This is a genomic window from Microbispora siamensis, assembly GCF_016863095.1.
Classification (GTDB): domain Bacteria; phylum Actinomycetota; class Actinomycetes; order Streptosporangiales; family Streptosporangiaceae; genus Microbispora; species Microbispora siamensis.
Genome location: NZ_BOOF01000001.1, coordinates 354,268 through 380,852, shown reverse-complemented (window position 1 = coordinate 380,852; position 26,585 = coordinate 354,268). Strand labels below are relative to the sequence as shown.

At 72.3% G+C, this 26,585-nt stretch carries 27 protein-coding genes and 1 riboswitch; of the genes, 14 read left to right on the top strand and 13 right to left on the bottom strand.

The features are described 5' to 3' along the window. Window positions 1–19: 19 nt before the first annotated feature. The 5 genes from Msi02_RS01695 to Msi02_RS01675 form a co-directional block, all read right to left on the bottom strand. Complete coding sequence (locus Msi02_RS01695; protein ID WP_204046719.1) at window positions 20–1,051, bottom strand: ABC transporter ATP-binding protein; 1,032 nt, start codon at window positions 1,049–1,051, stop codon at window positions 20–22. Beyond that, window positions 1,048–2,112, bottom strand: a complete 1,065-nt coding sequence (locus Msi02_RS01690) for an ABC transporter ATP-binding protein (protein ID WP_275414068.1) — start codon at window positions 2,110–2,112, stop codon at window positions 1,048–1,050. Before Msi02_RS01690 ends, Msi02_RS01695 begins: the two co-directional genes overlap by 4 nt. A 56-nt stretch (window positions 2,113–2,168) precedes the next feature. Then, complete coding sequence (locus tag Msi02_RS01685) at window positions 2,169–3,149, bottom strand: ABC transporter permease (RefSeq protein WP_193202844.1); 981 nt, start codon at window positions 3,147–3,149, stop codon at window positions 2,169–2,171. 78 nt (window positions 3,150–3,227) lie between these two features. Next, complete coding sequence (locus tag Msi02_RS01680; RefSeq protein ID WP_204046718.1) at window positions 3,228–5,021, bottom strand: ABC transporter substrate-binding protein; 1,794 nt, start codon at window positions 5,019–5,021, stop codon at window positions 3,228–3,230. A gap of 34 nt (window positions 5,022–5,055) precedes the next feature. After that, on the bottom strand, window positions 5,056–6,075 hold the full coding sequence (locus Msi02_RS01675) for an ABC transporter permease (protein WP_204046717.1): 1,020 nt from the start codon (window positions 6,073–6,075) through the stop codon (window positions 5,056–5,058). 339 nt (window positions 6,076–6,414) lie between these two features. Then, a riboswitch (FMN riboswitch) is annotated at window positions 6,415–6,567 on the top strand. A gap of 132 nt (window positions 6,568–6,699) precedes the next feature. On the opposite strand from Msi02_RS01675, the gene ribD reads away from it, so the two are divergent. The 6 genes from ribD to Msi02_RS01645 all read left to right on the top strand — a co-directional run bounded on the left by ribD (window position 6,700) and on the right by Msi02_RS01645 (window position 11,562). Next, window positions 6,700–7,824, top strand: coding sequence for a bifunctional diaminohydroxyphosphoribosylaminopyrimidine deaminase/5-amino-6-(5-phosphoribosylamino)uracil reductase RibD (gene ribD / locus Msi02_RS01670; RefSeq protein ID WP_239108013.1), 1,125 nt, complete (start codon window positions 6,700–6,702; stop codon window positions 7,822–7,824). After that, window positions 7,825–8,433, top strand: coding sequence for a riboflavin synthase (locus Msi02_RS01665; RefSeq protein ID WP_204046716.1), 609 nt, complete (start codon window positions 7,825–7,827; stop codon window positions 8,431–8,433). A 100-nt stretch (window positions 8,434–8,533) separates the two neighbouring features. Continuing rightward, the gene (locus Msi02_RS01660; protein ID WP_204046715.1) at window positions 8,534–9,166 is read left to right on the top strand and encodes a nicotinamide mononucleotide transporter family protein; all 633 of its coding nucleotides are present in this window, start codon (window positions 8,534–8,536) and stop codon (window positions 9,164–9,166) included. Further along, window positions 9,163–10,422 (top strand): bifunctional 3,4-dihydroxy-2-butanone-4-phosphate synthase/GTP cyclohydrolase II, encoded by a 1,260-nt coding sequence (locus Msi02_RS01655; RefSeq protein WP_079318467.1) that lies wholly within the window; start codon window positions 9,163–9,165, stop codon window positions 10,420–10,422. Before Msi02_RS01660 ends, Msi02_RS01655 begins: the two co-directional genes overlap by 4 nt. A gap of 76 nt (window positions 10,423–10,498) precedes the next feature. Further along, window positions 10,499–10,969 carry a 6,7-dimethyl-8-ribityllumazine synthase gene (gene ribH / locus Msi02_RS01650; RefSeq protein WP_079318469.1) on the top strand — a complete coding sequence of 157 codons (471 nt, stop codon included), beginning with the start codon at window positions 10,499–10,501 and terminating at the stop codon, window positions 10,967–10,969. Window positions 10,970–11,112: 143 nt separating this feature from the next. Next, window positions 11,113–11,562 (top strand): PH domain-containing protein, encoded by a 450-nt coding sequence (locus tag Msi02_RS01645; protein WP_204046714.1) that lies wholly within the window; start codon window positions 11,113–11,115, stop codon window positions 11,560–11,562. A 22-nt stretch (window positions 11,563–11,584) separates the two neighbouring features. Here the strand turns inward: Msi02_RS01645 and Msi02_RS01640 are convergent, their stop codons facing one another. The 5 genes from Msi02_RS01640 to Msi02_RS01620 form a co-directional block, all read right to left on the bottom strand. Further along, window positions 11,585–12,754, bottom strand: coding sequence for an LLM class flavin-dependent oxidoreductase (locus Msi02_RS01640; RefSeq protein WP_204046713.1), 1,170 nt, complete (start codon window positions 12,752–12,754; stop codon window positions 11,585–11,587). Next, window positions 12,751–13,743, bottom strand: coding sequence for an ABC transporter substrate-binding protein (locus Msi02_RS01635; protein ID WP_204046712.1), 993 nt, complete (start codon window positions 13,741–13,743; stop codon window positions 12,751–12,753). Before Msi02_RS01635 ends, Msi02_RS01640 begins: the two co-directional genes overlap by 4 nt. Continuing rightward, a complete protein-coding gene (locus Msi02_RS01630) occupies window positions 13,740–14,507 on the bottom strand; it encodes an ABC transporter ATP-binding protein (protein WP_373308218.1) in 768 nt (255 codons plus the stop codon). The genes Msi02_RS01635 and Msi02_RS01630 overlap by 4 nt, the downstream gene beginning before the upstream one ends. 8 nt (window positions 14,508–14,515) lie before the next feature. Further along, window positions 14,516–15,361 carry an ABC transporter permease gene (locus Msi02_RS01625; protein WP_204046710.1) on the bottom strand — a complete coding sequence of 282 codons (846 nt, stop codon included), beginning with the start codon at window positions 15,359–15,361 and terminating at the stop codon, window positions 14,516–14,518. A gap of 62 nt (window positions 15,362–15,423) precedes the next feature. Beyond that, the gene (locus tag Msi02_RS01620) at window positions 15,424–16,398 is read right to left on the bottom strand and encodes a helix-turn-helix transcriptional regulator (RefSeq protein ID WP_204046709.1); all 975 of its coding nucleotides are present in this window, start codon (window positions 16,396–16,398) and stop codon (window positions 15,424–15,426) included. Window positions 16,399–16,486: 88 nt separating this feature from the next. Here Msi02_RS01620 and Msi02_RS01615 point away from each other — a divergent pair, with 88 nt between their 5' ends. Then, the gene (locus Msi02_RS01615) at window positions 16,487–17,623 is read left to right on the top strand and encodes an epoxide hydrolase family protein (protein WP_204046708.1); all 1,137 of its coding nucleotides are present in this window, start codon (window positions 16,487–16,489) and stop codon (window positions 17,621–17,623) included. Window positions 17,624–17,656: 33 nt separating this feature from the next. On the opposite strand, the gene Msi02_RS01610 is transcribed toward Msi02_RS01615, so the two are convergent. After that, window positions 17,657–18,250, bottom strand: a complete 594-nt coding sequence (locus Msi02_RS01610; RefSeq protein ID WP_239108012.1) for a hypothetical protein — start codon at window positions 18,248–18,250, stop codon at window positions 17,657–17,659. A gap of 1,066 nt (window positions 18,251–19,316) precedes the next feature. Between Msi02_RS01610 and Msi02_RS01605 the strand changes: the two genes are divergently transcribed. Then, window positions 19,317–19,583 (top strand): DUF4031 domain-containing protein, encoded by a 267-nt coding sequence (locus tag Msi02_RS01605; protein WP_204046707.1) that lies wholly within the window; start codon window positions 19,317–19,319, stop codon window positions 19,581–19,583. Window positions 19,584–19,698: 115 nt separating this feature from the next. Here the strand turns inward: Msi02_RS01605 and Msi02_RS01600 are convergent, their stop codons facing one another. After that, window positions 19,699–20,313 carry an HD domain-containing protein gene (locus tag Msi02_RS01600; protein ID WP_204046706.1) on the bottom strand — a complete coding sequence of 205 codons (615 nt, stop codon included), beginning with the start codon at window positions 20,311–20,313 and terminating at the stop codon, window positions 19,699–19,701. Between the two features lie 34 nt (window positions 20,314–20,347). Further along, window positions 20,348–21,616 carry an MFS transporter gene (locus tag Msi02_RS01595; RefSeq protein WP_204046705.1) on the bottom strand — a complete coding sequence of 423 codons (1,269 nt, stop codon included), beginning with the start codon at window positions 21,614–21,616 and terminating at the stop codon, window positions 20,348–20,350. 206 nt (window positions 21,617–21,822) lie between these two features. Between Msi02_RS01595 and Msi02_RS01590 the strand changes: the two genes are divergently transcribed. The 6 genes from Msi02_RS01590 (at window position 21,823) to Msi02_RS01565 (ending at window position 26,521) form a co-directional block, all read left to right on the top strand. After that, window positions 21,823–22,143 carry an ArsR/SmtB family transcription factor gene (locus tag Msi02_RS01590; protein ID WP_079318491.1) on the top strand — a complete coding sequence of 107 codons (321 nt, stop codon included), beginning with the start codon at window positions 21,823–21,825 and terminating at the stop codon, window positions 22,141–22,143. A gap of 107 nt (window positions 22,144–22,250) precedes the next feature. Then, window positions 22,251–23,153 carry an AAA family ATPase gene (locus Msi02_RS01585; RefSeq protein ID WP_239108011.1) on the top strand — a complete coding sequence of 301 codons (903 nt, stop codon included), beginning with the start codon at window positions 22,251–22,253 and terminating at the stop codon, window positions 23,151–23,153. Next, on the top strand, window positions 23,146–24,354 hold the full coding sequence (locus Msi02_RS01580) for a vWA domain-containing protein (protein WP_308441775.1): 1,209 nt from the start codon (window positions 23,146–23,148) through the stop codon (window positions 24,352–24,354). Before Msi02_RS01585 ends, Msi02_RS01580 begins: the two co-directional genes overlap by 8 nt. Further along, window positions 24,347–25,447, top strand: a complete 1,101-nt coding sequence (locus tag Msi02_RS01575; RefSeq protein ID WP_239108010.1) for an XdhC family protein — start codon at window positions 24,347–24,349, stop codon at window positions 25,445–25,447. The genes Msi02_RS01580 and Msi02_RS01575 overlap by 8 nt, the downstream gene beginning before the upstream one ends. Continuing rightward, window positions 25,444–26,019, top strand: a complete 576-nt coding sequence (locus Msi02_RS01570) for a nucleotidyltransferase family protein (RefSeq protein ID WP_239108009.1) — start codon at window positions 25,444–25,446, stop codon at window positions 26,017–26,019. Before Msi02_RS01575 ends, Msi02_RS01570 begins: the two co-directional genes overlap by 4 nt. Window positions 26,020–26,041: 22 nt before the next feature. Continuing rightward, complete coding sequence (locus Msi02_RS01565) at window positions 26,042–26,521, top strand: SAM-dependent methyltransferase (RefSeq protein WP_239108008.1); 480 nt, start codon at window positions 26,042–26,044, stop codon at window positions 26,519–26,521. The last annotated feature ends 64 nt before the right edge of the window (window positions 26,522–26,585 follow it).

Genomic DNA, 26,585 nt, shown 5'->3' with positions numbered 1-26,585 from the left:
GCGCGCCCGGCGGCTCGCGTCAGGCGAGGGCGGGGTCGAGCACCACGTCCTCGCCCTGCGTGGTGGGCGCCTCGGGGAAGTGGCAGGCGGTCAGGTGACCCTCGCGGTTGCCGCTGAGCCGCACCAGCGGAGGCACCTCCGTGGCGCACTTGTCCTGGGCCTTCCAGCACCGCGTGCGGAACCGGCAGCCGGACGGCGGGTTGATCGGCGAGGGCACGTCGCCCGCCAGCCGGATGCGCTCACGCGGCTCGCTCGACACGTCCGGCTCCGGCACGGCCGACAGCAGGGCGTGCGTGTACGGATGCCGGGGCCGCTCGTAGATCGACTGGCGGTCGCCGACCTCGACGATCTTGCCGAGGTACATGACGGCGACGCGCTGGGAGAAATGCCGTACGACGGCGAGGTCGTGCGCGATGAACAGGAACGCGATGCCGAGGTCGCGCTGCAGTTCCTGCAGCAGGTTGACCACCTGGGCCTGGATGGAGACGTCCAGCGCCGACACCGGCTCGTCGGCGATGATGAGCTTGGGGTCGAGCGCCAGGGCCCGGGCGACCCCGATGCGCTGCCGCTGGCCGCCGGAGAACTCGTGCGGGAAGCGGTTGTAGTGCTCGGGGTTGAGGCCGACGATCTCCAGCAGTTCCTGGACCCGCTTCTTACGGCCGCCGGACGGGTTGATGTCGTTGACCTCCATCGGCCCGCGGATGATCGTGCCCACGGTCTGGCGCGGGTTGAGCGAGCTGTAGGGGTCCTGGAAGATCATCTGGATCTCGGGCCGGATCGGCTTGAGCTGCCTGCGCGAGCTGTGGCTGATGTCCTGGTCCCGATAGAGGATCTTGCCCGAGGTGGGTTCGAGCAGGCGGGCCGCCAGGCGGCCGGTGGTGGACTTGCCGCAGCCCGACTCGCCCACCAGGCCGACGGTCTCGCCCGCGCCGACCGTGAGGTCGATGCCGTCCACCGCGTGGACGGCCCCGACCTGACGCTTGATCAGCGCGCCGCCCCGCACGGGAAAGTGCTTGACCAGCCCCTTGAGCTCCAGCAGCGTCTCGTTCATGCGCGGTCCTCGATCTTCGCGGTGCGGAGTTCCCTCTTCTGCTCGAGGGTGAGGTAGCAGGCGTCGCCGTGCCCGGTCTCGGGGGAGATCGACGGCCGCTGGTTGAAGCACAGCTCCGGCCCGGCGAGCTTCGGGTAGTCGCAGCGCGGGTGGAACGGGCAGCCGGACGGCGGGTTCAGCAGGCTCGGGGGAGTGCCGCGCACCGGCTTCAGCGGGACGTCCACGGACGAGTTCAGGCGCGGCATCGACGACAGCAGGCCCCAGGTGTAGGGATGGCGCGGCTCGCGCAGCACCTCGCGGACGGTGCCGCGCTCGGCCGCCCGCCCGGCGTACATCACCAGGACGTTGTCGGCGGTGCCCGCCACGACCCCGAGGTCGTGGGTGATCAGGATGATCGCGGTGCCGAACTGCTGCTGAAGCTCCTTGAGCAGGTCGAGGATCTGCGCCTGCACGGTCACGTCGAGCGCCGTCGTCGGCTCGTCGGCGATGAGCAGGTCGGGGTCGCACACCAGCGCCATCGCGATCATCGCGCGCTGCCGCATGCCGCCCGAGAACTCGTGCGGGTAGTGGTCCACCCGCGTCTCCGGCTGGGGGATGCCCACGCGCCGGAGCATCTCGACGGCCCGGTCGCGCGCCTCCTTCTTGCTCGCGCCCTTGTGCTTGCGGTAGACCTCGCCGATCTGCCGGCCGATCGTGTGGAACGGCGACAGCGCGGTCAGCGGGTCCTGGAAGATCATCGCGACGCGGTTGCCGCGGAGCTTCTCCATCGTGCCGCGGTCCGCCGAGATCAGCTCCTGGTCCTCCAGCCAGATCTCCCCGCCGATCTTCGTGTGGGCGGGGTCGTGCAGGCCGAGGATGGCGAGGTTGGTCACCGACTTGCCCGATCCGGACTCGCCGACGATGCCGAGCGTGGTGCCCTTCTCCAGATCGAAGGACAGGCCGTCGACGGCGTGCACGATGCCGTCCTCGGTGCTGAACTCGACGCTCAGGTCGCGGACGGACAGGAACGGCCCGGGGCCGCGCGAGGTCCCCGGCTCGCCGCTCCACGACACGGTGGTCACTTGCTGCTCCAGTTCCCGGTTCGACTTGGTTGGGCGTTCGGCTTGGTCGGGCGCGCTCAGCTCAGGCGGACCCGCGGGTCGATGAACGCGTAGAGCACGTCCACGACGATGTTCAGCAGGACGATCGCCGCCGCGCCCACGATGGTCACGCCGAGCAGCATCGGCAGGTCGGTGTTCTGCACGGCGCGCACGGCCAGCTCGCCGATGCCGTGGAGGCTGAACGTCTGCTCGGTGATGATCGCGCCGCCCAGGAGCGTGGCGAGGTCCACACCGAAGATCGTGATAATGGGGATCATCGCGCCCCGCCAGGCGAAGCGGAAGAACACCGTCCGGCTCGACATGCCCTTGGCGCGCGCCGTGCGGACGTAGTCCTCGGCGAGCTGCTCGACCATCTGCGAGCGGGTCATGCGCGTGTAGTTGGCGGTGAAGATGATCGACAGCACCACCCACGGCAGCATCAGGTGGGTGAACCAGTCCAGCGGGTTCTCGGTGATCGGCACGTAGGACGGTCTCGGGATCAGCTGCATGGTGTCCACCAGGTAGAACGCCAGCAGCGGCCCGACGAAGTAGATCTGGAGCGAGGCCCCGATGACCGACGAGGAGCTGGCGATCTTGTCGAGCGGCTGCCCGACCTTCCAGGCCGCGATCATGCCGGTGAGGATGCCGAACGCCAGGATGACCACCGAGGCGCCGAGGGTGAGCGACAGCGTCACCGGGAAACGGTCGACGATGGCGCTGAAGACGGGCTCCTGGGTGGCGAAGGAGTAGCCGAGGCAGGGCGCCGGGCACGAGCCGAACTGGACGAACTCCCGGCCCGCGAAGATGCCGACCAGCCAGTGCCAGTACTGCACGAACAGCGGTTCGTCCATGCCCAGGTTGTGCCGGATCAGCGCCAGCGTCTCGGGCTGGCAGATCTTGCCGCAGAACGCCCTGGCGGGGTCACGCGGCACGGCGTAGAAGAGGTAGAACGTGATCGCGCTGATGATGATCAGGATCACGAGGGCGCCGGCGACGCGGCGTACCAGATAGCTGGTCATGGTCTCGCACTTGCTCCTGCGGGCGGGACGGGCCGGGGGTCCGCCGCCCCGCGGAGGGGCGGCGGACCCGGGTTGCTGCTACTTGACGTAGATGTCGAGCGCCGACTGCTCGCCCTCGATCGGGTCGAACTTCACCCCGCCGAGGCCCGAGCCGTACAGGCCGAAGTACGTCTGGTAGTACTCAGGCACGATCGCGGCCTGGTCCATGATCTGACGGTCGATCGCGGCCCACGCCTTGCCCGCCTCGGCGGCGTCGGTGATCGCGTTGGCCTTGTCGATGGCGTCGTTGATCTCCGGCACGTTGAGGTGCGTGTAGTTCGGCGCGTTGTCCGAGATCAGGCGGCCGTCGTACTGCGGCTGGATCGCGGTCGATCCGGTCGGCCAGTCGGCCGCCCAGCCGCCCCAGTAGATGTCGTACTTGTTGTCCACCGGGCCGATGGCGTCGTAGTAGGTGCCCGCGTTCAGCGGCTTGGCCACGACCTTGAAGCCGGCCTTGGTGAGCGCCTCCTTGATGGCGACGGTGACCTTCTCCTGGGTCGGCGTCTGGTTGTAGGCGTAGACCACCGTCGGGTTCGGGGTGCCCGACTTGGCGAGCAGCGCCTTGGCCGCCTCGGGGTCGCCCTCGGGCTTGGCCAGCTTGCCGTACAGGTCGAAGGCCTCGTAGCCGAGGACCGTCGGGCTCATGACGGTCGTCGCGATCTTGCCGGTGTTGATCTCACCGCCGCCGATCTGCTGGATCTGCTTCGACGGCCACGCCGTGATGATCGCCTTGCGGACGTTGACGTCGGTGATCCGCTTGGTGTTGATGTTGTAGAAGGTGGTGAACGGCGTCAGGCCCTGCACCGACCGCTTCATCACCTCGGCGTTGCCCAGCACCTCCTGGACCCGCTCGGGGGCGACCGCGTTGTGGAAGGTGAACGCGTTCTTGTCGTTGCCGGCGTCGGCCAGGAAGCGCTCGGTGGACTGCTGGGACTGGATCCCGAACTCCATGTGGAACTTGTCCGGGTAGGCGTGCCGGATCGGGTCGGTCTTCGGGTCCCAGTTCTCGTTGCGCTCCAGGTCCATCGACTTGTCCGTGATGTGGCTCACGATCTTGTACGGACCCGAGGAGAACGGCTGCTTGTCGTACTTCTGCTTGGTGTCCTGCGCCTTGGGCACGGCGCCGTAGCCGGTCATGGCCACGGTGAAGTTGAAGTCCGGGTGCGCGCCGTTGAGGTGGAAGACCACCGTCTTGTCGTCCGGAGTCTCGATCGTGTCGAGCTCCTTGCCGTCGTACGGGCCCTTGTACTGGTCGCGGAACGGCTTCTTCGGGTCCGGGACCAGCCACGTCTCGGCGTAGTCCGGGCCCTCGGTGATGAAGTCGGCGAACAGGCGCTCGAAGCTGTACTTGATGTCACCGGAGGTGATCGGCGTGCCGTCCTGCCACTTCAGGCCGTCCTTGAGCGTGAACTTCCACGTCTTGCCGCCGTCGGTGGTGGTGCCGGTGTCGGTGGCCAGGTCGCCGACCAGCTTGATGTTGCCCGAGTCGTCGTGCTTGTAGGCGGTGAGCTGGCGGGTGAACAGGTGGGACACCGAGGAGTTGTAGTTCAGGTAGACGCGGCCCGGGTCCAGGTGGCTGAAGTCGTCCCGGTCGATCATGTAGACGGTGCCGCCGGACTTGGCGCCCGGCACCTCCGGGGCGGGGCCCTTGGAGTCGTCGGCGGTGCCGACCGCGATCGCGCTGACGGCCTTGTTCTCCAGCGGCTTCTGCGAGGTGCCCGCGGCGCCCTGGGGCGCCCCGCCGCCCCCGCCCTTGGCGCAGCCGGCCAGGGCCAGCGCGCCTGCCGCGAGCACGGCCGTCATCGAGGCGATCCGCCTGCTATGCGATCTCATGTGGTCCTTCCTATGGGGGTGCGCGCTCACGGAGTCAGCGCTTGGTGCGTGGGTCGAAGGCGTCGCGGATGGAGTCCCCGAGCAGGTTGAAGGCGACGACGAAGATCAGCATCGACACGCCGGGGAACAGGAGGTAGGTCACGTCGGAGTGGTAGACGTTCGCGCCCACCTGGAACATCCGGCCCCAGTCGGGGGTGGGCTCGGTCATGCCGACGCCGAGGAAGCCGAGGCCCGCCTCCGCGCCGACGTAGAGCGGGAGCGCGAGCGTGGCCTGGATGATGATCGGCGTCCAGAGGTTGGGCAGCAGCTCCTTGAAGATCACCCGCGCCGGCGAGGCGCCGGTGACGCGGGCGGCCTCCACGAACTCGCGCGCCCGCAGCGACAGCACCTGGGCGCGCAGCAGGCGGGCGATCGTGGCCCAGCCGAGGACGGTGAGGACGACGCAGATGGACACGTACCGCAGCCAGACCGGCGTCTCCTCCTCGGGCAGCACGAACGCCGCCTCGACGACCGGCAGGAAGACGATCAGGAAGAGCTGTGAGGGGAAGGCGAGCAGCGTGTCGATGACCCGCCCGATCACGTAGTCGGTCTTGCCGCCGATGTAGCCCGAGGTGATGCCCATCACGATGCCGATGATCGTGGACACCACGGTCACGATGACCGCGATGCTCAGCGAGGTGCGGATGCCGTACACGAGCTGCATGAACACGTCGCGGCCCAGGCCCGGCTCCAGCCCGAACCAGAACTCGCCGCTCATGCCGCCGTTGGGCGCGATCGGGTAGCCGAACTCGTTGAGCAGGCCGGGCTGGTTCTGGCCGTACGTCGTGTACGGGTCCTTGCCGTACAACGCGGCGATCACGGGAGCCAGAAGCGCGATCAGGAAGAACGCGAGCACGATGATCGCCGATACCACGCCCGTCTTGTCGCGCCGGAAACGGCGCCACATGAGCTGGCCGGGCGAGCGGCCGACGACGGCGGAACCGGAACCGGCCGTGCCCGCGGTGTCCGCGGACTCCGCGGCGGCGTCGGTCGCGGTCGAGGAGGGGAACGTCATGGTGCGGTGCTCCCGGATGGACCATTAACGAGCGGAAGAGATCCGACTATAGGGAACCCTGGCAACTAATTTTGCGGGGGTCAATCACTTCAGGCGGGTAGTTCGCGACTTGCCTGCTTCGTTGTGCAAAGTAAATCACCTTGTGTCCTGCGGCCGCATTGACCTCGGTATACGCGGCGAGGAACACTGCTTATTACACAAATGCTTTTGTGTCACAACTTTATGACACAACCCGCACATGGCTGAGACCAACCGCATCTGGTAACCGTGTGCCGCAGATCACCGCAATCCCGCGCTAGGGCAACGAGCCGGGCACGGCTACACTGACGGGTAGCAGAGCAGCGTGCTCCGGGGTCGGTGTAATTCCGAACCGGCGGTGACATCCCTGGTCCCCAGGGGTGACAGTCCGCGACCCGGCCGAAGCCATCGGCCGGTGGACCTGGTGAGATTCCAGGACCGACGGTGAAAGTCCGGATGGGAGGAAGCGCGCGAACGGACGGCCGTGGTGCCGCCGGACGGCCGTATGGCCGCGCCGGCAGCGGCGCCGTCCGTGCAGGTGATGCGAGGCCGCATCCCGAACTAACCCCGGGGCCCGCCGTAGACAACGGCGAGAGGAAGACCGGGGTGACCTCAGGGGACATCCTTCACATGCGGCGCGCGATCGCGCTCGCCGCCCGGGGCCTGGGCGGCACCAGCCCCAATCCCGTCGTCGGCTGCGTGATCCTCGACCCGTCGGGACAGGTCGCGGGAGAGGGCTTCCACGCCTACGCCGGCGGCCCGCACGCCGAGGTCGTGGCGCTGCGCGAGGCCGGCGAACGGGCCAGGGGCGGCACGGCCTACGTGACGCTCGAGCCCTGCAACCACACCGGCAGGACCGGCCCCTGCTCCACCGCCCTCCTGGAGGCGGGCGTGGCCCGGGTCGTCGTCGCCGTCTCCGACCCCAACCCGAAGGCCGCGGGCGGCGCCGCCGTCCTGCGGCGGCACGGCGTCCTCGTGCACGAGGGCGTGCTGACCGCCGAGGCCGAGGAGGTCAACGCCGCCTGGCTGACCTTCGTGCGGGCCCGCAGGCCGTACGTGACCTGGAAGTTCGCCGCCACCGTGGACGGCCGCTCGGCGGCCGAGGACGGCACCAGCCAGTGGATCACCTCACCCGAGGCCAGGGCCGACGTGCACCGCCTGCGGGCCGGGAGCGACGCCGTCGTCGCCGGCATCGGCACCGTGCTCGCCGACGACCCCCGGCTGACCGCCCGCGTCCCCGCACCCCTGCGCGCGGCGCCCGTGCTGCGCGTGGTCGTGGATCCGGGCGCCCGCACCCCGGCCGCCGCCCGCGTCCTCGACGCCGAGGCCCCGACGCTGGTCGCCGTGGCCGAGGACGCGACCGTCCCCGCCCACCTGTCCCACCAGGCCGTACGGCTCCCGCGCGTCCCGGGCGGAATAGACCTCCACGCCCTCATGGCTGAGCTGCACGGGAGGCAGATCGTGAGCGTGCTGATCGAAGGCGGGCCCACCCTCGCCGGCGCCTTCCTCCGGGAGGGCCTGGTCGACCGGGTCGTCGGCTACCTCGCCCCGGCGCTGCTGGGCGCGGGGGCGGCCGCGCTCGGCCCGGCGGGCGTCTCGACGATCAGCGAGATCCACCGGCTGGAGTTCGCCGAAGTCACCCCCGTCGGGCCGGACCTCAAGCTGGTCCTGCGTCCGAAGTCCTCCGTGGATTCCACGTCCTCCGGCCCGCAGTCCCCTAAGGAGAGCTGAATGTTCACCGGAATCGTCGAGGAGCTCGGCGAGGTCGTGGCACTCGAGCCGCGCGGCGACTCCGCGCGCCTCACGGTGCGCGGCGCGGTCGTCACCGGCGACGCCCGGCACGGCGACTCGATCGCCGTCAACGGCGTCTGCCTCACCGTGGCCGATGCCGAGGGAGACTCCTTCACCGCCGACGTGATGAAGGAGACCCTCGACCGGTCCTCGCTCGGGGCCCTGCGCCCCGGCTCGCGGGTCAACCTGGAGCGCGCCGTACGGGCCGACCAGCGGCTCGGCGGGCACATCGTGCAGGGCCACGTGGACGGGACCGGGGAGGTGCTGTCGCGCGAGCCCGGGGAGCACTGGGAGGTCGTGCGGCTCTCGCTGCCCGCGAACCTCGCCAGGTACGTCGTGGAGAAGGGCTCGATCGCGGTGGACGGCGTCAGCCTCACCGTGGCCGCGGTGACGGACGACTCCTTCTCCGTCAGCCTGATCCCCACCACCCTCGAACTCACCACGCTCGGCCGCAAGCAGCCGGGCGAGCCGGTCAACCTCGAGGTCGACGTGATCGCCAAGTACGTCGAGAGGCTCACCGCCGCGACCGCCAAGGGGGTCTCGGCATGAGCGAGCGTAGCGAGCGAATCAATAGGCACAGTGCCTGGCGAGGTGCTGAATCGCGCGCCTCCGGCACGACCGAACTCCGAGCCGAAGGCGAGGAGGTGGCATGAGCTGGACGGAGGCCGGGTTCGACGTCTTCGGGCAGCACGTGCTGTGGACCGACCTGGTGGGCAACGTGTGCGCGCTCGGCACGGTCTGGCTCGCGATCAGGAGAACGATCTGGACCTGGCCGGTGCAGCTCGTCGGTTCCGTGCTGCTGTTCGTGGCGTCGGTCAGCGCGCACATCACCGGCAACGCGCTCAAGCAGGCGCTGTTCGGAATCCTGGCGGTCTACGGCTGGGTGAAGTGGTCGCGTGGCACGCGCGGCGGCGCGGAGCTGCCGATCCGCTCGGCGCGCGCCGGGGAGCGCACGGCGCTCGTGGGCGTCATGGTCGCCGGGACGGTCGCGGTCGCGCTGCTGTTCACCTTCCTCAACTCCCGTGGCTGGAACATCTCCTGGGCGCCGTGGCCGGACGCCTACATCTTCGTCGGCAGCGCGGTGGCGACCTGGGCGCAGGGCAAGGCGCTGGTCGACTTCTGGATCATCTGGATCGCCGTGGACCTCGTCGGGGTGCCGCTGGCGTTCAGCTCCGGGCTGGTGGTCTCCGGCCTCGTGTACGGATTGTTCTTCGTGATGGTGATGATCGGGTTCCGCGGCTGGCTGCGGCAGTCGCGCGAGTTGCGGGCGGTGATCGCATGAGTGAGATCAGGCTGGACCCGATCGAGCGGGCCGTCAACGACATCAGGGACGGCAGGCCCGTCGTGGTGGTGGACAACGAGAACCGGGAGAACGAGGGCGACCTCATCTTCGCGGCGTCGAAGGCCACGCCCGAGCTGGTCGCCTTCATGATCCGCTACACGAGCGGCGTCATCTGCGTCGGCATGGAGGGCGCCACGCTCGACCGGCTGGGCCTGCCGCTGATGGTGCAGGACAACCGCGAGCGCCTGCGCACCGCCTACACGATCAGCGTGGACGCCAGGGACGGGGTGACGACGGGCATCTCCGCCGCCGACCGGGCCAAGACGATCAGGACGCTGTGCGACTCGGCCACCGAGCCGTACGAGCTGGTCCGGCCGGGGCACATCTTCCCGCTGCGCTATCGGGAGGGCGGCGTGCTGGCGCGGCCGGGGCACACCGAGGCGTCCGTGGACCTCGCCAGGCTCGCCGGGCTGACCCCGGCCGGGGCGCTCGCCGAGATCGTCAACGACGACGGCACGATGGCCCGCCTGCCCCGCCTGCGGGAGTTCGCCGACGAGCACGACCTCGCGCTGGTGTCGATCGAGCAGCTCATCGAGCACCGCCGCAGGTCCGAGCGGATGGTCACCCGGGTCGCCGAGACGCGCATCCCCAACCGGTACGGCGTCTGGCGCGCGTACGGCTACGCCAGCGCGCTCGACGGCGGCGAGCACCTCGCGCTGGTGTACGGCGACATCGAGGACGGCGAGAACGTGCTCGTCCGGGCGCACTCGGAATGCCTCACCGGCGACGTGCTCGGCTCGCTGCGCTGCGACTGCGGCGTGCAGCTCGACACCGCCATGCGCATGATCGCCGAGAACGGGCGCGGCGTGATCGTGTACCTGCGTGGCCACGAGGGGCGGGGGATCGGCCTGCTGGCCAAGCTGCGGGCCTACAGCCTGCAGGACAACGGCAGCGACACCGTCGACGCCAACCTGGAGCTGGGGCTGCCGGTGGACGCCAGGGAGTTCTCCAACGCCGGGCAGATGCTCGCCGACCTCGGCGTGAAGTCGGTGCGGCTGCTGACCAACAACCCGGCCAAGGTGCGCGGCATGGACGGGTACGGCATCAAGGTCCTGGGCCGCGAGGCCATGCCGGTGGCGATGAACCCGTACAACGAGAGGTATCTGACCGCCAAGCGCGACCGGCTCGGCCACGAGATCTCGGGCGGCGTCCCCCGCGACATCCACGGCGAACACTTCGGCAAGGAGGCTTCATGAGCGAGCGAAGCGAGCGAATCAGTGAACACGGCGTGGTCCGCTCATGCGGCTCCGAGCCGTCAGGCGAGGAGGGCGTATGAGCGGAGAGGGACGGCCGGACGCGGCGGCGGTGGACGCGGGCGGGCTGACCGTCGGCATCGTCGCCGCCCGGTGGCACGAGAAGATCACCGACCAGTTGTTCGCGCGGGCGGAGCGGGCTGCGCGGGACAGCGGCGCGGCCGTGGTCACGGCCCGGGTGGCCGGGTCGCTGGAGATCCCGGTGGTCGCGCAGGCCCTGGCCCGGCGCTGCGACGCCGTCGTCGCGCTCGGCGTGGTGATCCGGGGGGATACGGCCCACTTCGACTACGTCTGCGACTCGGTGACCGCGGGCCTGACCAGGGTCTCGCTCGACGAGTCGACCCCGGTGGGCAACGGGGTGCTGACCTGTGACACCCTTGATCAAGCGGTCGAGCGGTCCGGCGTGCCGGGCAGCAAGGAGGACAAGGGGTACGAGGCGACGATCGCCGCCCTGGAGACCGCGCTCCTCCTTCGCGGCCTCGCCGGCTGACCTCGCCCGAACCTCGTAGCCGCAGTCCTCGCATTCGCAGCGCCGAGCCGGGAAGACTTGATTGGTGATCACGCAGTATCCGCCCGCGGCCCTGCAGGCCGGGCACGCCGTACGCCGCCGCGCCGCGGCTCGTGGGGGGCGTCATGCCTGAGAACGCGCCGCCGCTGCCCGTCACCTGGCGGCCCCGGGTCACGACGATCATCGCGTACGGCATGGGGGCGGTGATGGTGATCGGCTCGATCCTGCTGGCCGTCGGCCTGCCGGAGCAGTTCAAGCTCCCCGACCGGGTGGGCATGGTCGCCTTCGGCGTGGCGGTGGCGTGCGTGCTGCACCTGCTCGGCCGCCTGCGGGTGCGGGCGGACGAGAAGGGGATCACGGTGGTGAACCCGCTGCGGGTGCACCATTTCGAATGGGCCGAGGTGCTGGACGTCACCATGGTGGAGGGCGACCCCTGGCCCAAGCTGGACCTCGCCAACGGGGTCAGCCTGGGCGCGATGGGCATCCAGAGCACCGAGCGGGAACGTTCGCGCCGGGCGGTGGCCCAGCTCACCGCCCTCATCCGCGAACGCGGCGAGGCCCCCGACCGCCTGTGACGGCGGGGGCCCCGGCGGGCCGTCAGGCGGTCAGCCGTACGGGCGCCGCCGCGCCGAGCAGGCCGCGCCGGCGCAGTTCGGGGAGCACGCCCTCGCCGAACCAGAAGGCCTCCTCCAGGTGCGGGTAGCCCGACAGGACGAACTCCTCCACGCCGAGCGCGGCGTACTCCTCGACGAGGTCGGCGACCTCCGCGTGGCTGCCGACGAGCGCGGTGCCGGCGCCGCCGCGCACCAGGCCGATCCCCGCCCACAGACCGGGGTGGATCTCCAGGTCCCTGACCCTGCCGCCGCGGGAACCCCTGCGGGAGCCGCCGCGGGAGCCCCCGTGGAAGCCTTCGTGGAGCGCGAGCATCCGCTGCTGCCCGACCGACTCGCTGCGGGACAGGACGGCCCGTGCCGACGCGATGTCCTCGGGGGAGATCCGGTCGAGCAGCCGCCCGGCCTCCGCCCACGCCTCCTTGGAGGTGTCCCTCGTGATCACGTGCAGTCGTACGCCGAAGCGCAGCGTGCGGCCCTCTGCGGCGGCCAGTTCGCGTATCCAGTCGAGCTTGGCCGCGACCTGGGACGGCGGCTCGCCCCAGGTGAGGTAGACGTCCACGTGCCGGGCCGCCACCGGGCCCGCGGCGGCCGAGGAGCCGCCGAAGTACAGTTCGGGCACGGGGTCGGGCCGCTCGGCGACCGTCGCCCCCTCGACGTCGTAGTAGTCGCCGGTGAAGTCGAACGGGCCGTCCCAGGCGCCGCGCACGATCGACAGGAACTCGGCGGTCCGCGCGTACCGCTCGTCCTTGCCCAGGTGGTCGCCGAAGCGCCGCTGCTCGGCCGCCTCCCCGCCGGTCACCACGTTCAGCAGCAGCCGGCCGCCGGAGATCCGCTGGTAGGTGGCGGCCATCTGCGCCGCGAGCGTGGGGGACAGCGCCCCGGGCCGGAACGCGACCAGGAACTTCAGCCGGGTCGTCACCTGTGTCAGCGCGGCGGTGACCAGCCAGGCGTCCTCGCAGTAGGTGCCCGTGGGGGTGAGAACGGCCTCGAACCCGGCCTGCTCGGCCGCGCGGGCCACCTGGGCGAGGTAGTCGATCGTGGGCGGCCGGAACGCGGTGGCCTGCGACTGCCCGTGCACGCGGCGCAGACCGTGCCCGCCGCCGGTGATCGCCCTGCCGTCGCCCGAGGTGGGCAGGAACCAGTGGAACTTCATTGCTGCGCCTTCCTGACGACGTCGTTGAAGCGGTCGTCCACGAACTGCGAGAACGTGACGGTGCCCGGCACGAGGCCCTCGGCGGAGAACGCGTCGGCGATCTCCTGCTCGGAGGAGACGACCGAGTCGTCGATCACGACCGGGGTCGCCACGGCGTTGGCCACGGCCGCGTCCGCGACCTCGACCGGCAGGCCGGTCTCCCGCGCCCACACCTTCGCCCACTCGTCCAGGTGGGCCGCGGCCCAGACCCGCGCCTTGGCCAGCCGGGTGAGGAAGTCGCCGATCGCGGCCCGCTTGCCCGCGTCGTCGAGCGCGGCGGGAGCGGCGACCTGGAAGCCGAGGCCGTTGACGATGCCCGCGCCGTCGACCAGCAGCCGCGCCTTGTGCTGGATCTCGGCCTGCGAGCTGAAGGGGTCCCAGATGGCCCAGGCGTCGACGGTGCCGGACGAGAACGCCGCCAGGGCGTCGGCGGGCTGGAGATACTGCGGCTGGATGTCCTTGAAGGACAGGCCCTCCTTCTTCAGGACCGCCAGCAGGTGGTAGTGGGCCGAGCTGCCCTTCGCCACCGCGATCTTCTTGCCCTTGAGCTGGGCCGGCGAGGTGATCGCGGACCCGTCGGGGACGAGGATCGCCGACCCCTTGGCGCTCTGCCGGTACGCGGCCACGATCTTGATCTTGGAGCCGGAGGCGGCGGCGAAGACGGGCGGGGTGTTGCCCACGCCGCCGATGTCGACCGCGCCCGCGTTGACCGCCTCCAGCAGCGGCGGCCCGGAGGTGAACTGCGACCACGTGACCGCGTAGGAGGTGCCGTCGAGCAGCCCGGCGGCCTTGAGCAGCGCCTGCGATCCCGCCTTCTGGTCGCCGACCCGCAGGGTGACGCGGCCCGCGGCCTGTCCGTCCTTCCCGCCGGACGCGCTCTGTCCCGTGGAGGCGCATGCCGTGGCGGACGCCAGAGTGATCAGCAGCGCGGCGAGCAGTCTCCTGGTCATGCGGGTCCTTCCGGGGTGACGCCCAGGGCGGACAGCAGGGCCGCGCGCAGGGTGAGCAGGTCGGGGTGGTCGCGGTGCCGGGGACGCGGCGCGGCGACGGTCCACTCGTGCGCGACGCGCCCGCCGTCGAGCACCAGGATCCGGTCGGCCAGCAGCAGCGCCTCGTCCACGTCGTGGGTCACCAGCAGCACGGCCGGGCCGTGCGCCGCCCACAGGTCGAGCACCAGGCGGTGCACGGTGATCCGGGTCAGCGCGTCGAGCGCGCTGAACGGCTCGTCGAGCAGCAGCAGACCCGGCTCGCGGACGAGCGCGCGGGCCAGGCTCGCCCGCTGCGCCTCGCCGCCGGACAGCGTCAGCGGCCACGCCCCCGCCCGGTCGGCCAGGCCGACCTCGGCAAGCGCCGCCTCCGCCCTGCTGACCGGGTCAGGCGCGGTCAGGCCGAGCGTGAGGTTGTCGCGCACCCGCTTCCACGGCACCAGCCGGGGCTCCTGGAAGGCCACGGCCACCGAGCCGTCCACCTCCAGGCCGCCCTCGACCTCCTCGTCCAGGCCCGCGAGCGCGCGCAGCAGCGTGGACTTGCCCGAGCCGCTGCGGCCGAGGAGCGCGACGAACTCGCCGCGCCCGATCGTCAGGTCGAGGCCGTCGAGCACGGTGCGGTCGCCGAAGCGCCGGGTGAGCCCGCGTACGGTGGCCTGTGCTGTGGCCGCCGGCCGTACGGCGTCCGGGGCCTGCGCGCTCGCCGGGACATTCACCGTGCCACTCACCGTGCCACTCACCGGGACAGGAACTCGCGCCGCCATGTCAGCGCCCTCCTTTCCAGGAGCCGGACCAGGGCGTCGGTGAGCAGGCCGAGCGCGCTGTAGACGAGCAGGCCGACCACGATCACGTCGGTGCGCAGGAACTCGCGCGCGTCGTTGATCATGTAGCCGAGGCCGGCGTCGGCGTTGACCTGCTCGGCCACGATCAGCGCCAGCCAGGCCACGCCGAGGCTCTGCCGCAGCCCGACGAGCGTCTGGGGGAGCGCGCCGGGCAGCACGATGTGCCGTACGAGCGCGGCCCGGCCGAGCCGGAGCGTCCGGGCGACCTCGGCGAGCTTGCCGTCCACGCCCCGGATGCCCGCGAACGTGTTGAGGTAGAGCGGGAAGGAGACGGCGAGCGCCACCAGCAGCACCTTGGGCGTCTCCCCGATCCCGAACCAGAGGATGAACAGCGGGATCAGCCCGAAGAACGGCAGCGCCCGGAGCATCTGCATGATCGGGTCGACGGCGTTCTCACCGGTCCGGCTCAGCCCGGCGACCAGCGCGAGGCCGACGCCGGCGACCGCTCCGGCGGCGAAGCCGAGGAGCACCCGTTCGAGGGACACCGCGATCGCCGTGGGCAGCGTCCCCGAGCGCACCAGGTCGAGCGCGGTCGCGGCGATCTGCGAGGGGGCGGCGAGCAGCCGGGCCGGCAGCAGCCCGGACGCGCTGGCGACCTGCCACAGCAGCACGACGACGAGAGGGCTGACCCACCTGTGCCACCCCCTCCTCGGGCCGCGGGCCGTGGCGGAGCGGGGGCGCGGCCGGGGACCGGCCCGGACCGCGCCCCCCAACTCGCCCTGTAGTTCGACGACGGACATGGACACACCTCGAAGTTGACGACGGGGATTCGTCACCAGAGTTGCCCACATTTCCTACCAAGTCAATAGGTTATCGTCGGGGTCTGGGCGGCGCGAGCGGCGCGGGCGCCCAGCGCACCCAGGTACGCCCGCAGCTCCGGCGGCTCGTGCACCTCGAACTCGCAGCCCAGCATGAGCAGGCGCGACGCGAGCCACTCCAGAGTGTCGGCCGGCCCGCGCAGGCGGCAGCTGTGGTCGTCGATCGGTTCGACGGTCCCCGCGGCGGCGCCGAGCCGGCCCGCCACCTGGCCGGCCGGAAGGCGTACGGTCGCCACCACCTCGTAGACGGGCGCGGACGAGTGCAGCTTGGCGGCGACGAACGCGGCCGGGTCCTGTTCCGGCGGCACGCGGGCCGGGACCCGTACGCCGGTCGGGTGCGGGTCGCCGATCCGGTCGGCACGGAAGACCCGCCAGTCGTCGCGGTCGATGTCGTACGCCAGCAGATACCACCGGCGTCCGGCGGTGACCAGGCGGTACGGCTCGGTCAGGCGCCTGGTCTCGGCGCCGTCGCCGGACCGGTAGGCGAAGCGGAGGCGTTCGCGGTTGGCGGCGGCCCCGGCGAGCACCACCAGGGTCCGCGGGTCCACGGGCGGCTCGGCTCCGGCGAGCATCGGCACGGTCGCGGCGGCGAGCACGCCCACCCGGTGCCGCAGCCGGGACGGCAGCACCTGCTCCAGCTTGGCCAAGGCGCGCACGGACGCCTCGTCGATGCCGTCCACCGGATGCGCGGCGGCCGTCCGCAGGCCGACGGCGATGGCCACCGCCTCCTCGTCGTCGAGCAGCAGCGGGGGCATGGCCGCGCCCGCGGCGAGCCGGTAACCGCCCACCGCGCCCATCGTCGCCTGGACCGGGTATCCCAGCTCGCGCAGGCGGTCGATGTCGCGGCGGATGGTCCGGGGACTGACCTCAAGACGCTCGGCCAGCTCGCTCCCCGGCCACTCGCGGGGCGTCTGCAGCAGCGACAGCAGAGCGAGCAACCGTGCGGACATGTCACTCATGGACCAAGCATGCCCGGTCATCTAGGACAGGTCATGACCTACATGGCCCCTAGCGTCGTTCCCGTCATCGCGACGCAACGGGAGAGACATGAGCAACACCGAGATCCGCCCATTCCGTATCGAGATCGCTTCGGCCGACCTGGCCGACCTGAACGACCGGCTGGACCGCGCCCGGTGGCCCCGTGAGCTGCCCGGCGGCGGCTGGAGCCGCGGCGTTCCCGGCGCCTTCCTCCGGGAGCTCGCCCGCTACTGGCGCGAGGAGTACGACTGGCGCGGGCACGAGGCGCGGCTGAACGAGTTCCCGCAGTTCATGACCGAGATCGACGGCCAGGACATCCACTTCCTGCACGTACGCTCGGCCGAGCCCGGCGCTCTGCCGCTCGTCCTCACGCACGGCTGGCCGAACTCGTTCCTGGAGTTCACCGAGCTCATCGGCCGCCTCACCGACCCCCGTACGCACGGCGGCGACCCCGCCCGGGCGTTCCACGTCGTGGTGCCCTCCCTGCCCGGCTTCGGCTTCTCCGCGCCGCCGCGCGGCAGCGGCTGGACCGCGGCGCGCGTGGCGCGGCTCTGGGCGGAGCTGATGCGTCGCCTCGGCTACGAGCGGTACGGCGCGCAGGGCGGGGACTTCGGGGCCTACGTCGCCCCGGAGGTGGCCAAGGCCGCGCCCGGCAACGTGGCCGGCGTCTACATCGTCAGCGGTCTCGGCTTCCCCACCGAGAAGGATCTCCCGGAGATGACCGAGGACGAGCGGGCGGCCTATGCCCGGCTGATGGAACAGGACTGGATGAACGGCGTCGACCACCACGCGCTGTTGCGCGCGGCGCCGCAGACCTTCACGTACGGGTGGCACGACTCACCGCTCGCGGCGCTGGCCTGGATGACCCAGAAGTTCCACGAGTTCAACGCCTCGGGCAGACCGCTGGAGCAGGTGATCGACCGGGACCTGTTCCTGACCAACGTGAGCCTGTACTGGTTCACCGGGACGTTCGGGACGTCGGCGTGGCCGTACTACGAGAGCACCGGCTTCGGCTGGCCGGAGGGCCAGACGGTCGCGCCGACCGGCGTGTACAGCGGCCCGCCCGGCATCCGCCGGCTCGCCGAACGCCACAACACGATCCTCCACTGGCCCGAGGACAACCCGGGTGGCCACCACTTCATCGCGATGGACCAGCCGGATCGCCTCGCCGCCGACATCCGCGCGTTCTTCGCCAAGGTGGGCTGACCGGCACGGCCCGGCCGCGTCCTCCGGCCGAGGTCAGCTCGTGCCCGGGATGGTGACGTTCTGCTCCTTGAACTTGTAGCCGGTCTTCGCGGCGTCGCGCTGCAGGCCGTCTATCGAGCTCTTGCCGGCGTCGATGTCGGCCGGCGTGGCGGTGCCGTGGTGCAGCTTGTCGGTCAGCGCGCTGAACTGGGAGTTGACGCCCTCCACGGCCCTGCACAGGCTCGGATTGGCCGTGGCGAAGCTCTTGGCGACCTTCAGCTGGTGCAGGGCGAAGGCGCCGGCGATCGCGGCCTTCGCGATCGTGCGCTTGCGCTTCTCCGCTCCGGCCCGGAAACCCCCGCTGCGCAGCGGTTTGTAGATGTAGCGGTGGAAGGCGCCGAGCGCGAGACCCGCGTGCAGCGCGAACCGGGTCTTGGCGAACCTCTTGGCGTTGCCGCCGGTCGGGCACGGCGAGTTGTACTCGCTCTCGGTCGCGGTCGGCGTGACGAGCGCCGCCGGGCCGGCCGCGACGGCGCCTCCGGACGCCGGGGCGGTGGGCGTGCCGCCGCCGCAGCCGACGAGCAGCGCCATCGTCAGCACGGCCGCCGCCGCGAGCGCGGTAAGGGATCGAACAGTTCGTGCAGCCATCGTTTTCCCCCTATGGACCCTGTGGTTCCGCGGCGCACCGGCCCGCGCACCGTCTGGCGTCCCGAATCCGGGCCGTCGCGGGTGTTGTCGGCGCCCTTCGCCGCGAACGCTCACGGCTGTCGCGGGCCGTCCCGGCCTCCAACGCGAGGGCGCGTTCTGGACGACGGTTGCCACCCAGATGGCGACTATGCGGGCTTTTGCCGGGTCGGGGCGCTTTCCATGCCGTGGTCGGACGGACATTTTGGGGCCGCCGCACGGTTCGTATGGCGAAAGCGCGGAAGGCGCGGCGAATTCGCCGGGGAAATCCGGCCGGGCGCGGCCCGGCGCCTCGTGCGGACGTAGATCCCGCGCCAGCGGAGACCAGAGGCGGCACCATTCCGGATCTGATCCGGCACGTCATTCATCGATCCATGCCAATCGCCGGATCGCGATTCGCCTCGGATTTTCCCCGGATCATCTCGGGGGGCGGGCGGTGGGGTGGACGCCTCCCGGAGGCGATTCGGACAATGAGGTAGGAACACCCGATTCGCCGCATGGCGGCTTGATCGGAAGGGGAAAGGGCATGCGAGGTGGGCGATTCAGCATGATCATCGGCTCGGCGGTGCTCGGCACGATCGCGCTCTGGCCGGCCGCGGCGTCTCCGGCGTCGGCATCGGGAGGCCAGGGCGGCACGGCCGTCACGCACGCGGCTCCCGGAATTCACGCGAAGCCAAAGCCGTCGCCCAAGTGCACCTATCGATGCACAAACCACCGTAAGTTCAAATGCTGTCCCAAGTGTCAGCGGGTTCCGGGGAAATGCTAGAGGGTGATTCCCGCTGAGGCGGTCCTCGGGGGATCGTCGAGGCGTTCTCCGGTCATCTGATATTCGCTCGGAACCGCTCACCGCCGTGCCGGCGTCGGCTGCCGTATCGCCGGGGGACGGGCGGCGACGAGGTGGCGGCCGGCGCCCCGGGGCTATGCTCGCCCGGGACGACACCGGGGGACGGCTCCCGGACCCCGCAGTGGACCGGTCGGGTAGTCCTCGCTTTCCGCTGCGGGTTACCCGACCGGCCCAGGGGAGGGGCGCATGGCGGTGCTGATCGACCGGCCGAACTGGCCGGGACCCCGGGGCCTGCTGTGGTCCCACCTGGTGAGCGACTCCTCGCTGGAGGAACTGCACGACTTCGCCCGGCTGCTCGGCGTGCCCGAGCGGGCCTTCGACCGGGACCACTACGACGTGCCGGAGACGGTCTACGACCGGGCCGTGTTCCTCGGGGCCGAGCCCGTCGGCAGCCAGGAACTGGTGCGCCGCCTGCGCGAGTCGGGCCTGCGCCGGCCCAGGACCCGCACCTGATCTACATCGTAAAGGCGCGCGGCTGGCGTGTGCCGGTTCACCAGCCGGCCGGGCAGCGACCCGCCGCGGCTCGCCGTGTGCTCGGACCGCTCAGAAAGCGGCTCAGAGGGTGGTTTCAGAGTGCGGTCAGTTCGGCGGTGACGTTCTCACGCGCCCGCAGCTCCCACAGGTCCCGGCCCACGGGAGTGCCGAACAGGCGGGGCTTGCCGAGCAACTCCCGCAGCACCGCGGCCCGTCCGGTCCTGAACGCCTCGTCCGGCACGTGCCGGTACTCCTCGCGTACGGCCCTCGTGTACGTCTCGTACGCGCCGGGCGGCGCCGCGAGGATCGCGAGATCGGCGTCGCACAGGACCGCCGCGTTCATGTCGCCGGGCTCGTAGGCGTGCCCCGCCGTGAGCCGCACGAGCCGGGCCACCTCGCGCACCCGCTCCGCGGGCAGGCCGCAGGCGGGCAGCCGGGCCTGGGCGAGCTGGGCGCTGCGCTCCTCGTCCCAGCCCGGCCGCCCCTCGTAGACGGCGTCGTGGAACCACGCGGCCAGCCGTACGGCGTCGGCGTCCCGGGCCTGCGCGGCGAGCGGCTCGATCGCGGCCAGGACCGCCCGCAGATGGGCCGTGGTGTGGTAGCGCCGGTGCGGCTCCGCCCAGCGGGCGGTCAGTTCGGCGGCGAGCGCCCGCCCGGCCGGCGAGCCGGTGAGGCAGCCGGGCCGGGGCAGGCTCCGATCGTCGGTCATGCGCCGAACCCTAAGGGGCGCTGCGCGGGTCTCTTCAGGCCGTGCGGGCCGCCGCGCGCTCCTGGGCGAGGCCGAGGACCGCCGCGAGGAGGGCCAGGACGACGACCGCGCAGCCGTACACCCCGGCCGTGGCCCGCAGGCCGAGCGACGGCACCGCGATCCCCGCCGCGACCGCGGGCACGCTGAAGGCGAGGTAGCTGACGACGTAGACGGAGGCGAACATCCCGGCCCGCTCGGCGGGGCCGGCCAGCGCCGCGAGCGAGCGGAACGCGCCGAGGAAGGCGCTGCCGAACCCGCAGCCCGCCACGGCCGTCCCGGCGAAGAACATCGGCGTGGACGCGGCGGCGAGCGCGGCCAGGGTCAGGCCGGCGCCGGCGGCGAGCACCAGCGACCCGCCCGCCATGACCCGCCTCGCCGGCAGGTCGCGCACGACCAGCGACGCCACCGCCCCGGCGGCGGTGAGCGCGGTGACGACGAGCCCGCCGACCAGGCGGTCGGGGACGTGCAGCACGCCCGCGGTCAGCGAGCCGCCCAGCGACAGGTAGAGCCCGCCCAGGGCCCACGTGGCGACCAGGCAGGGAACGGCCGCCGCGAACGCGCCGCGGACGGGCCGTGGCACGGCCACCCGTGGGCGCAGCGAGACGAGCGCGTCCCGCCCCCGGCCGGGACGGAGCGCGACCGGCTCGGGCAGCAGCGCCATCGCGGCCGCCAGCAGGACGAAGACGGCCGTGAGCACGACGAAGACCGAGGTCGTCGGGGTGGCCGTGTAACGCACGAACAGGCCGGCGCCGAGCGCTCCCGCGGCCAGGCCGCCGGTCGGCGCGACGCTGTTGACCAGCGCGCCCAGTTGGCGGACGCGGCGCGATGCGGGCTGCAGGTCCACCAGGCCGGCGCTGATCGCGCCCGTCGCCGCTCCGGTGGCCAGGCCCTGCACCGCCCTGGCCAGCAGCAGCGGCCCGACGCCGTCCGCCGTCAGGAACGCGACCATGGCGCCCGCCTCGGCCAGCAGGGCCGCGATCAGCACGGGCCGGCGGCCGACGTGGTCGGACAGCCCGCCGACGGTGAGAAGCGCGATCAGCAGCGCGAGGGCGTAGACCGCGAACACGGCGGTCAGCGTCGCGGCCGAGAACCCCCAGCGCTGCTGGTAGAGCACGTACAGCGGGGAGGGGGTGCTCGCGGCGGCCATGAACGCCACCAGGGTCCCGGCGAGCAGCCAGAACCCGGCCCTGCGGGAGATCCGGCCGCGCGCCGCCGTCCCTGCGGCCATCTCCGGCACCGTTCCGGCCGTCACCGTCCCGGTCACCGCCGTCGCTGTCGCTGTTCCGGCCGCGTCGTCCCGCGGTCCGGGTGCGCGGCCCGGCGCCCGCGGATCCGCCTCCAGGGTGTTCGCGGACGGAGCGCAGCCCCCCGAGTTCGTCATCTCGGCACTCCCATCGTTCAACGGTTCCAGAATTTTCGAACCGTCACACCGTACGACGGAGCGCCCGATAGTTCAACTATTATCGAACCATGCCTGGAACCCGGGACCTGCCGCACCCCGACGCCGCGAGCCTGGTGCTGACCGACGTGCTGTTCGCGCTCAGCGACCCCTCGCGGCTGGCGCTCGTACGGCGGCTCGCGCAGGGCCCGCTGGAGGTGGCGGCCTGCCAGCCCACCGGGGGAGAGGTGCCGAAGTCGACGCTGTCGCACCACCTGAAGACCCTCCGCGAGGCCGGTGTGATCCGCAACGTCCCGGAGGGCCGGCAGCGGTACGTGAGCCTGCGCAGGCAGGACCTGGACGACCGCTTCCCCGGCCTGCTGGACGCCGTGCTCGGCGCGACGCCGGAGTAGAACCCGGGCGGATCTGTGCGATCGTGGCGACACGGGGCCGTGTGACACGCCCGGCTTTGGCGGATTCGGCCAGAGCCTTGCGGAACGCCGCCACGTAGCCTGTCCGTGTGCTGCGGCGGACGACCACGATCTCGGACATCGACGCGCCGGCGAGGCTGGCGGAGCTGCTCGACCACCACGACTACCTGGCCGACGAGGGCGTGACGACCGCGGCCTACCTCGCCCTGAAGATGGGCCGGCCGCTGTTCCTGGAAGGTGAGGCGGGCGTCGGCAAGACCGAGCTGGCCAAGACGCTGGCGGCGATCCTGGACGCGCCGCTGATCAGGCTGCAGTGCCACGAGGGGCTCGACGCGGCGCAGGCCATGTACGACTGGGACTTCCCGCGCCAGCTCCTGCATCTCAAGGCGGCCGAGGCGGCCGGAGTGGCCGACGTCGCCGCGCTGGAGGGCGAGATCTACGACCGGCGGTTCCTCATCGCCAGGCCGCTGCTGCGGGCCCTGGAGACGCAGCCCAGCGTGCTGCTCGTGGACGAGATCGACCGGGCCGACGACGAGTTCGAGGCGTTCCTGCTCGAGGTGCTGTCGGACTTCACGATCTCGGTGCCGGAGATCGGGACGATCAGCGCCGCGACCCCGCCGGTCGTCGTCCTGACCTCCAACAGGACCCGCGAGGTGCACGACGCGCTCAAACGGCGCTGCCTCTACCACTGGCTGGAGCACCCGGGGTTCGACCGGGAGGTGGCGATCCTGCGGCGGCGCCTGCCCGGATGCGCCGAGCGGCTCGCGGCCGACGTGGCGCGGACGGCGGGCCGGATGCGCGAGGCCGGACTGGTCAAGCCGCCCGGCATCGCCGAGACCCTCGACTGGACCGAGGCGCTGCTCACGCTCGGCGCGGTGGAGCTCGATCCCGCCCTGGCGGCCGCCACGCTGGGCGCGGTGCTCAAGCACCGGGAGGACCAGGAGACCGTCCGGACCCTGGGGCTGCTCACGCGGGACGGTGGCCGTGGCTGACGGCGCCGGCGTGACCGGCCGGGGCGGGGACGGCCACCGCCAGGACCCGCTCGCTTCGTCCGGTCCCGGACCGGTCGCGGTGCTGACCGGGTTCGCCCGGACGCTCCGGGCGGCCGGGGTCGCGGCCGACCACCATCGCACCCAGAGCTTCCTCGCGGCGCTCGGCCACCTCGACGCGGCCGACGGGCGGAACGTCTACTGGGCGGGCCGTCTCACCCTGTGCGCCGGGCCCGACGACCTGCCCCGCTACGACCGCTGCTTCGCGGCCTACTTCTCCGCCGCCTTCCCCGCCCCGCGCCGCGTCCGGACGACGACCGTGTCCGTGACCCGCCCGGTGGCGGCGCCGTACGGCGGCGGGGAGCGGGAACCGGCGGGCGAGCCCGGAGCGCCCCCGGCCACGGTGAGCGAGATCGAGGTGCTGCGGCACCGGGACGTGGCGCGGATGAGCGAGGCCGAGCGGCGGGAGGTGCACCGCCTGCTCGCGCTGCTGCGCGGCGCGCGGCAGCCGCGCAGGTCGCGGCGCTACCGGCCGTCGCCCCACGGCGGCGCGACGGACGCGCGGCGCACGGTCAGGGAGATCCTGCGGCACGGCGGGGAACCGGCCCGGCTGCGCCGCCGCGTGCGCAGGGACCGGCCGCGCCGGGTCGTCATGCTCGTGGACGTCAGCGGCTCGATGGCCGCCTACGCCGACACGCTGCTGCGCCTCGCCCACGCGCTGGTGCGCGCGGAGCCGGGGGCGACCGAGGTGTTCAGCGTGGGAACCCGGCTCACCAGGATCACCGCCGCGCTCCGCCACCGCGACCCCGGTCTCGCCATGGACGAGTGCTCGGCGGCCATCCCCGACTGGAGCGGCGGCACCCGGCTGGGGGAGGAGGTGCGGGCGCTGCTGCGCCTGCCCGACCCCCGGGGCGCGATCGTCGTGATCGCCTCCGACGGATGGGAGCGGGGCCGGGCCGACCTGCTGGGCGCGCAGATGGCCCGGCTGTCCCGGCTCGCCCGCCGCGTCGTGTGGGTCAACCCGCACAAGGGCGACCCGGCGTACCGGCCGCTGACCGCGGGCATCCGCGCGGCGCTGCCGTATGTCACGGACTTCGTCGCCGGGCACAGCCTGGCCGCGTACGAGGAGCTGGCCGCGCTGCTGGCCGGCGACCGGCCCGTGCGGCCCGTCCGGGCTGTCGGGAGGGGAGAGGCCGGTGCGTGACGTGCTGGACCAGATGCTGCGCTGGTGGGAGCAGGGGCGGCGGTTCGGCCTCGCCACCGTCGTCGGCACCTTCCGCAGCGCGCCGCGCCCGCCCGGCGCGGCCATGGCCGTCCTCGACGGCGAGGCGGCCGGCAGCGTGTCGGGCGGCTGCGTCGAGGGCGCGGTCTACGAGCTGGCCGAACAGGTCGTCGCCACTGGGACGCCGGTGCTCGAACGGTACGGAGTGAGCGACGACGACGCCTTCGCGGTCGGCCTGACCTGCGGCGGGATCATCGACGTGTTCGTCGAGCCGGTCTCCAAACAGGACTATCCGCAGCTAGGGGAGGTCGCCGCGGATGTCGCCGCGCGGCGTCCTGTCGCCGTGGCCACGATCGTCGCGGGCCCCGGCCGCGTGGGGGCGCGCCGCGTGGTCTGGCCGGACCGGGCGGCGGGCTCGCTCGGCTCTGCCCGGCTCGACGACGCGGTGGACGACGACGTGCGCGGCATGCTCGCGCAGGGCCTGACCGGCGTGCGGCGCTACGGCCCGGAGGGCGAGCGGCGGCTGGACGACCTGCGGGTGTTCGTGCAGTCGTTCGCGCCGCCGCCGCGCATGCTGGTCTTCGGTGCGATCGACTTCGCCGCGGCCGTCGCGCGGATCGGCCGCTTCCTCGGCTACCACGTGGTGGTGTGCGACGCGCGGCCGGTCTTCGCCACGGCCAAGCGGTTCCCCGAGGCCGACGAGGTCGTGGTGGCCTGGCCGCACGACTACCTGGCCGCCGCCGAGGTCGACGAGCGCACCGCGATCTGCGTGCTCACCCACGACCCGAAGTTCGACGTGCCGCTGCTGGAGGTGGCCCTGCGCACCCCCGCGGCGTACGTCGGGGCCATGGGGTCGCGGCGCACGCACGCGGACCGGCTGGCGCGGCTGCGCGAGGCGGGCCTGACCGAGGACGAACTCGCCCGGCTGAGGTCGCCGATCGGGCTCGACCTCGGGGCGCGCACGCCGGAGGAGACGGCCGTGTCGATCGCGGCCGAGCTGATCCAGCTGCGCTGGGGCGGCAGCGGCAGGCCGCTCACCGAGACGTCGGGACGCATCCACTGCGAGTCGCGGTGAGCGGCGCGCCGGTCGCCGGGCTGCTGCTGGCCGCCGGAGGCGGCAGCCGGTTCGGCGGGCCGAAGGCGCTGGTGGAGTTCGAGGGGGAGCGGCTGGCCGACCGCGGGGTGCGGCTGCTCGCCGAGGGCGGGTGCCGGCCGGTGCTGATCGTCCTCGGGGCCGCCGACGTGCCGGTCGCCGGAGCGGTCGTCGTGCGCAATCCCGGCTGGGCGGCCGGCATGGGGTCGTCGCTGCGGGCCGGGCTGCGCGCGCTCCCGCCGGCCGCCCCCGCGGTGGTGATCGCGCTGGCCGACCAGCCGCTGGTGCGGCCCGAGGCGGTGCGCCGGCTGATCGCGGCGTTCGAGTCCGGCGCCCGTGTCGCCGTCGCGGCGTACGGCGGGGCGCCGCGCAACCCGGTGCTCATCGCGCGCGAGCACCTGGCGGAGGTGGCCGCGCTCGCCGAGGGCGACGTGGGCGCGCGGCCGTTCCTGCGCGCGCACCCCGGCCTGGTCACGGCCGTGCCCTGCGACGACGCGGGCGACCCCGTGGACGTCGACACCCCCGATGACCTACAGCGACTCCGCAAGGAGTGATTCGCCCGATTCGCTGCCCTTGGTGGGCTCCGTCACAATGATCGCGAAGAAGAGTCCGGCCGAGCGGGAGCGCGTCATGTCGGAGCAGGCACCCGGCGGGTTCGACGTCACGCGGCCCAACGTCGCCCGCATGTACGACTACTACCTGGGCGGCAAGAACCACTTCCCGGCCGACCGGGCCGCGGCCGAGCGGATCATCGAACTGTCGCACGGGTACGTCAGGGAGGCGGTGCGGGAGAACCGCGCCTTCCTCGGCCGGGCCGTGCGTCACCTGGCGGCCGAGTGCGGCCCCGAGACGATGGCCCAGGCGGGCGCCGTCTACGGCAACGCCAACGCGCCCTTCAAGGCCAGGCCCGGCGCGCAGATCGCCCGGTTCTTCGACGGCTTCGAGCTGGTCGAGCCGGGGCTGGTCCCGTTGAACGAGTGGCGGCCCGGAGGCGACCGGCTGCCGCCGCGCGGCGGCTTCCTGCCGGTGCTCGGAGGCGTCGGCCGCCGACCCTGACGGTGGTCACGGCCGGTCCGCATCACTAGCCTTGGGATCCGACTACGGAACATCATTCGGTTAC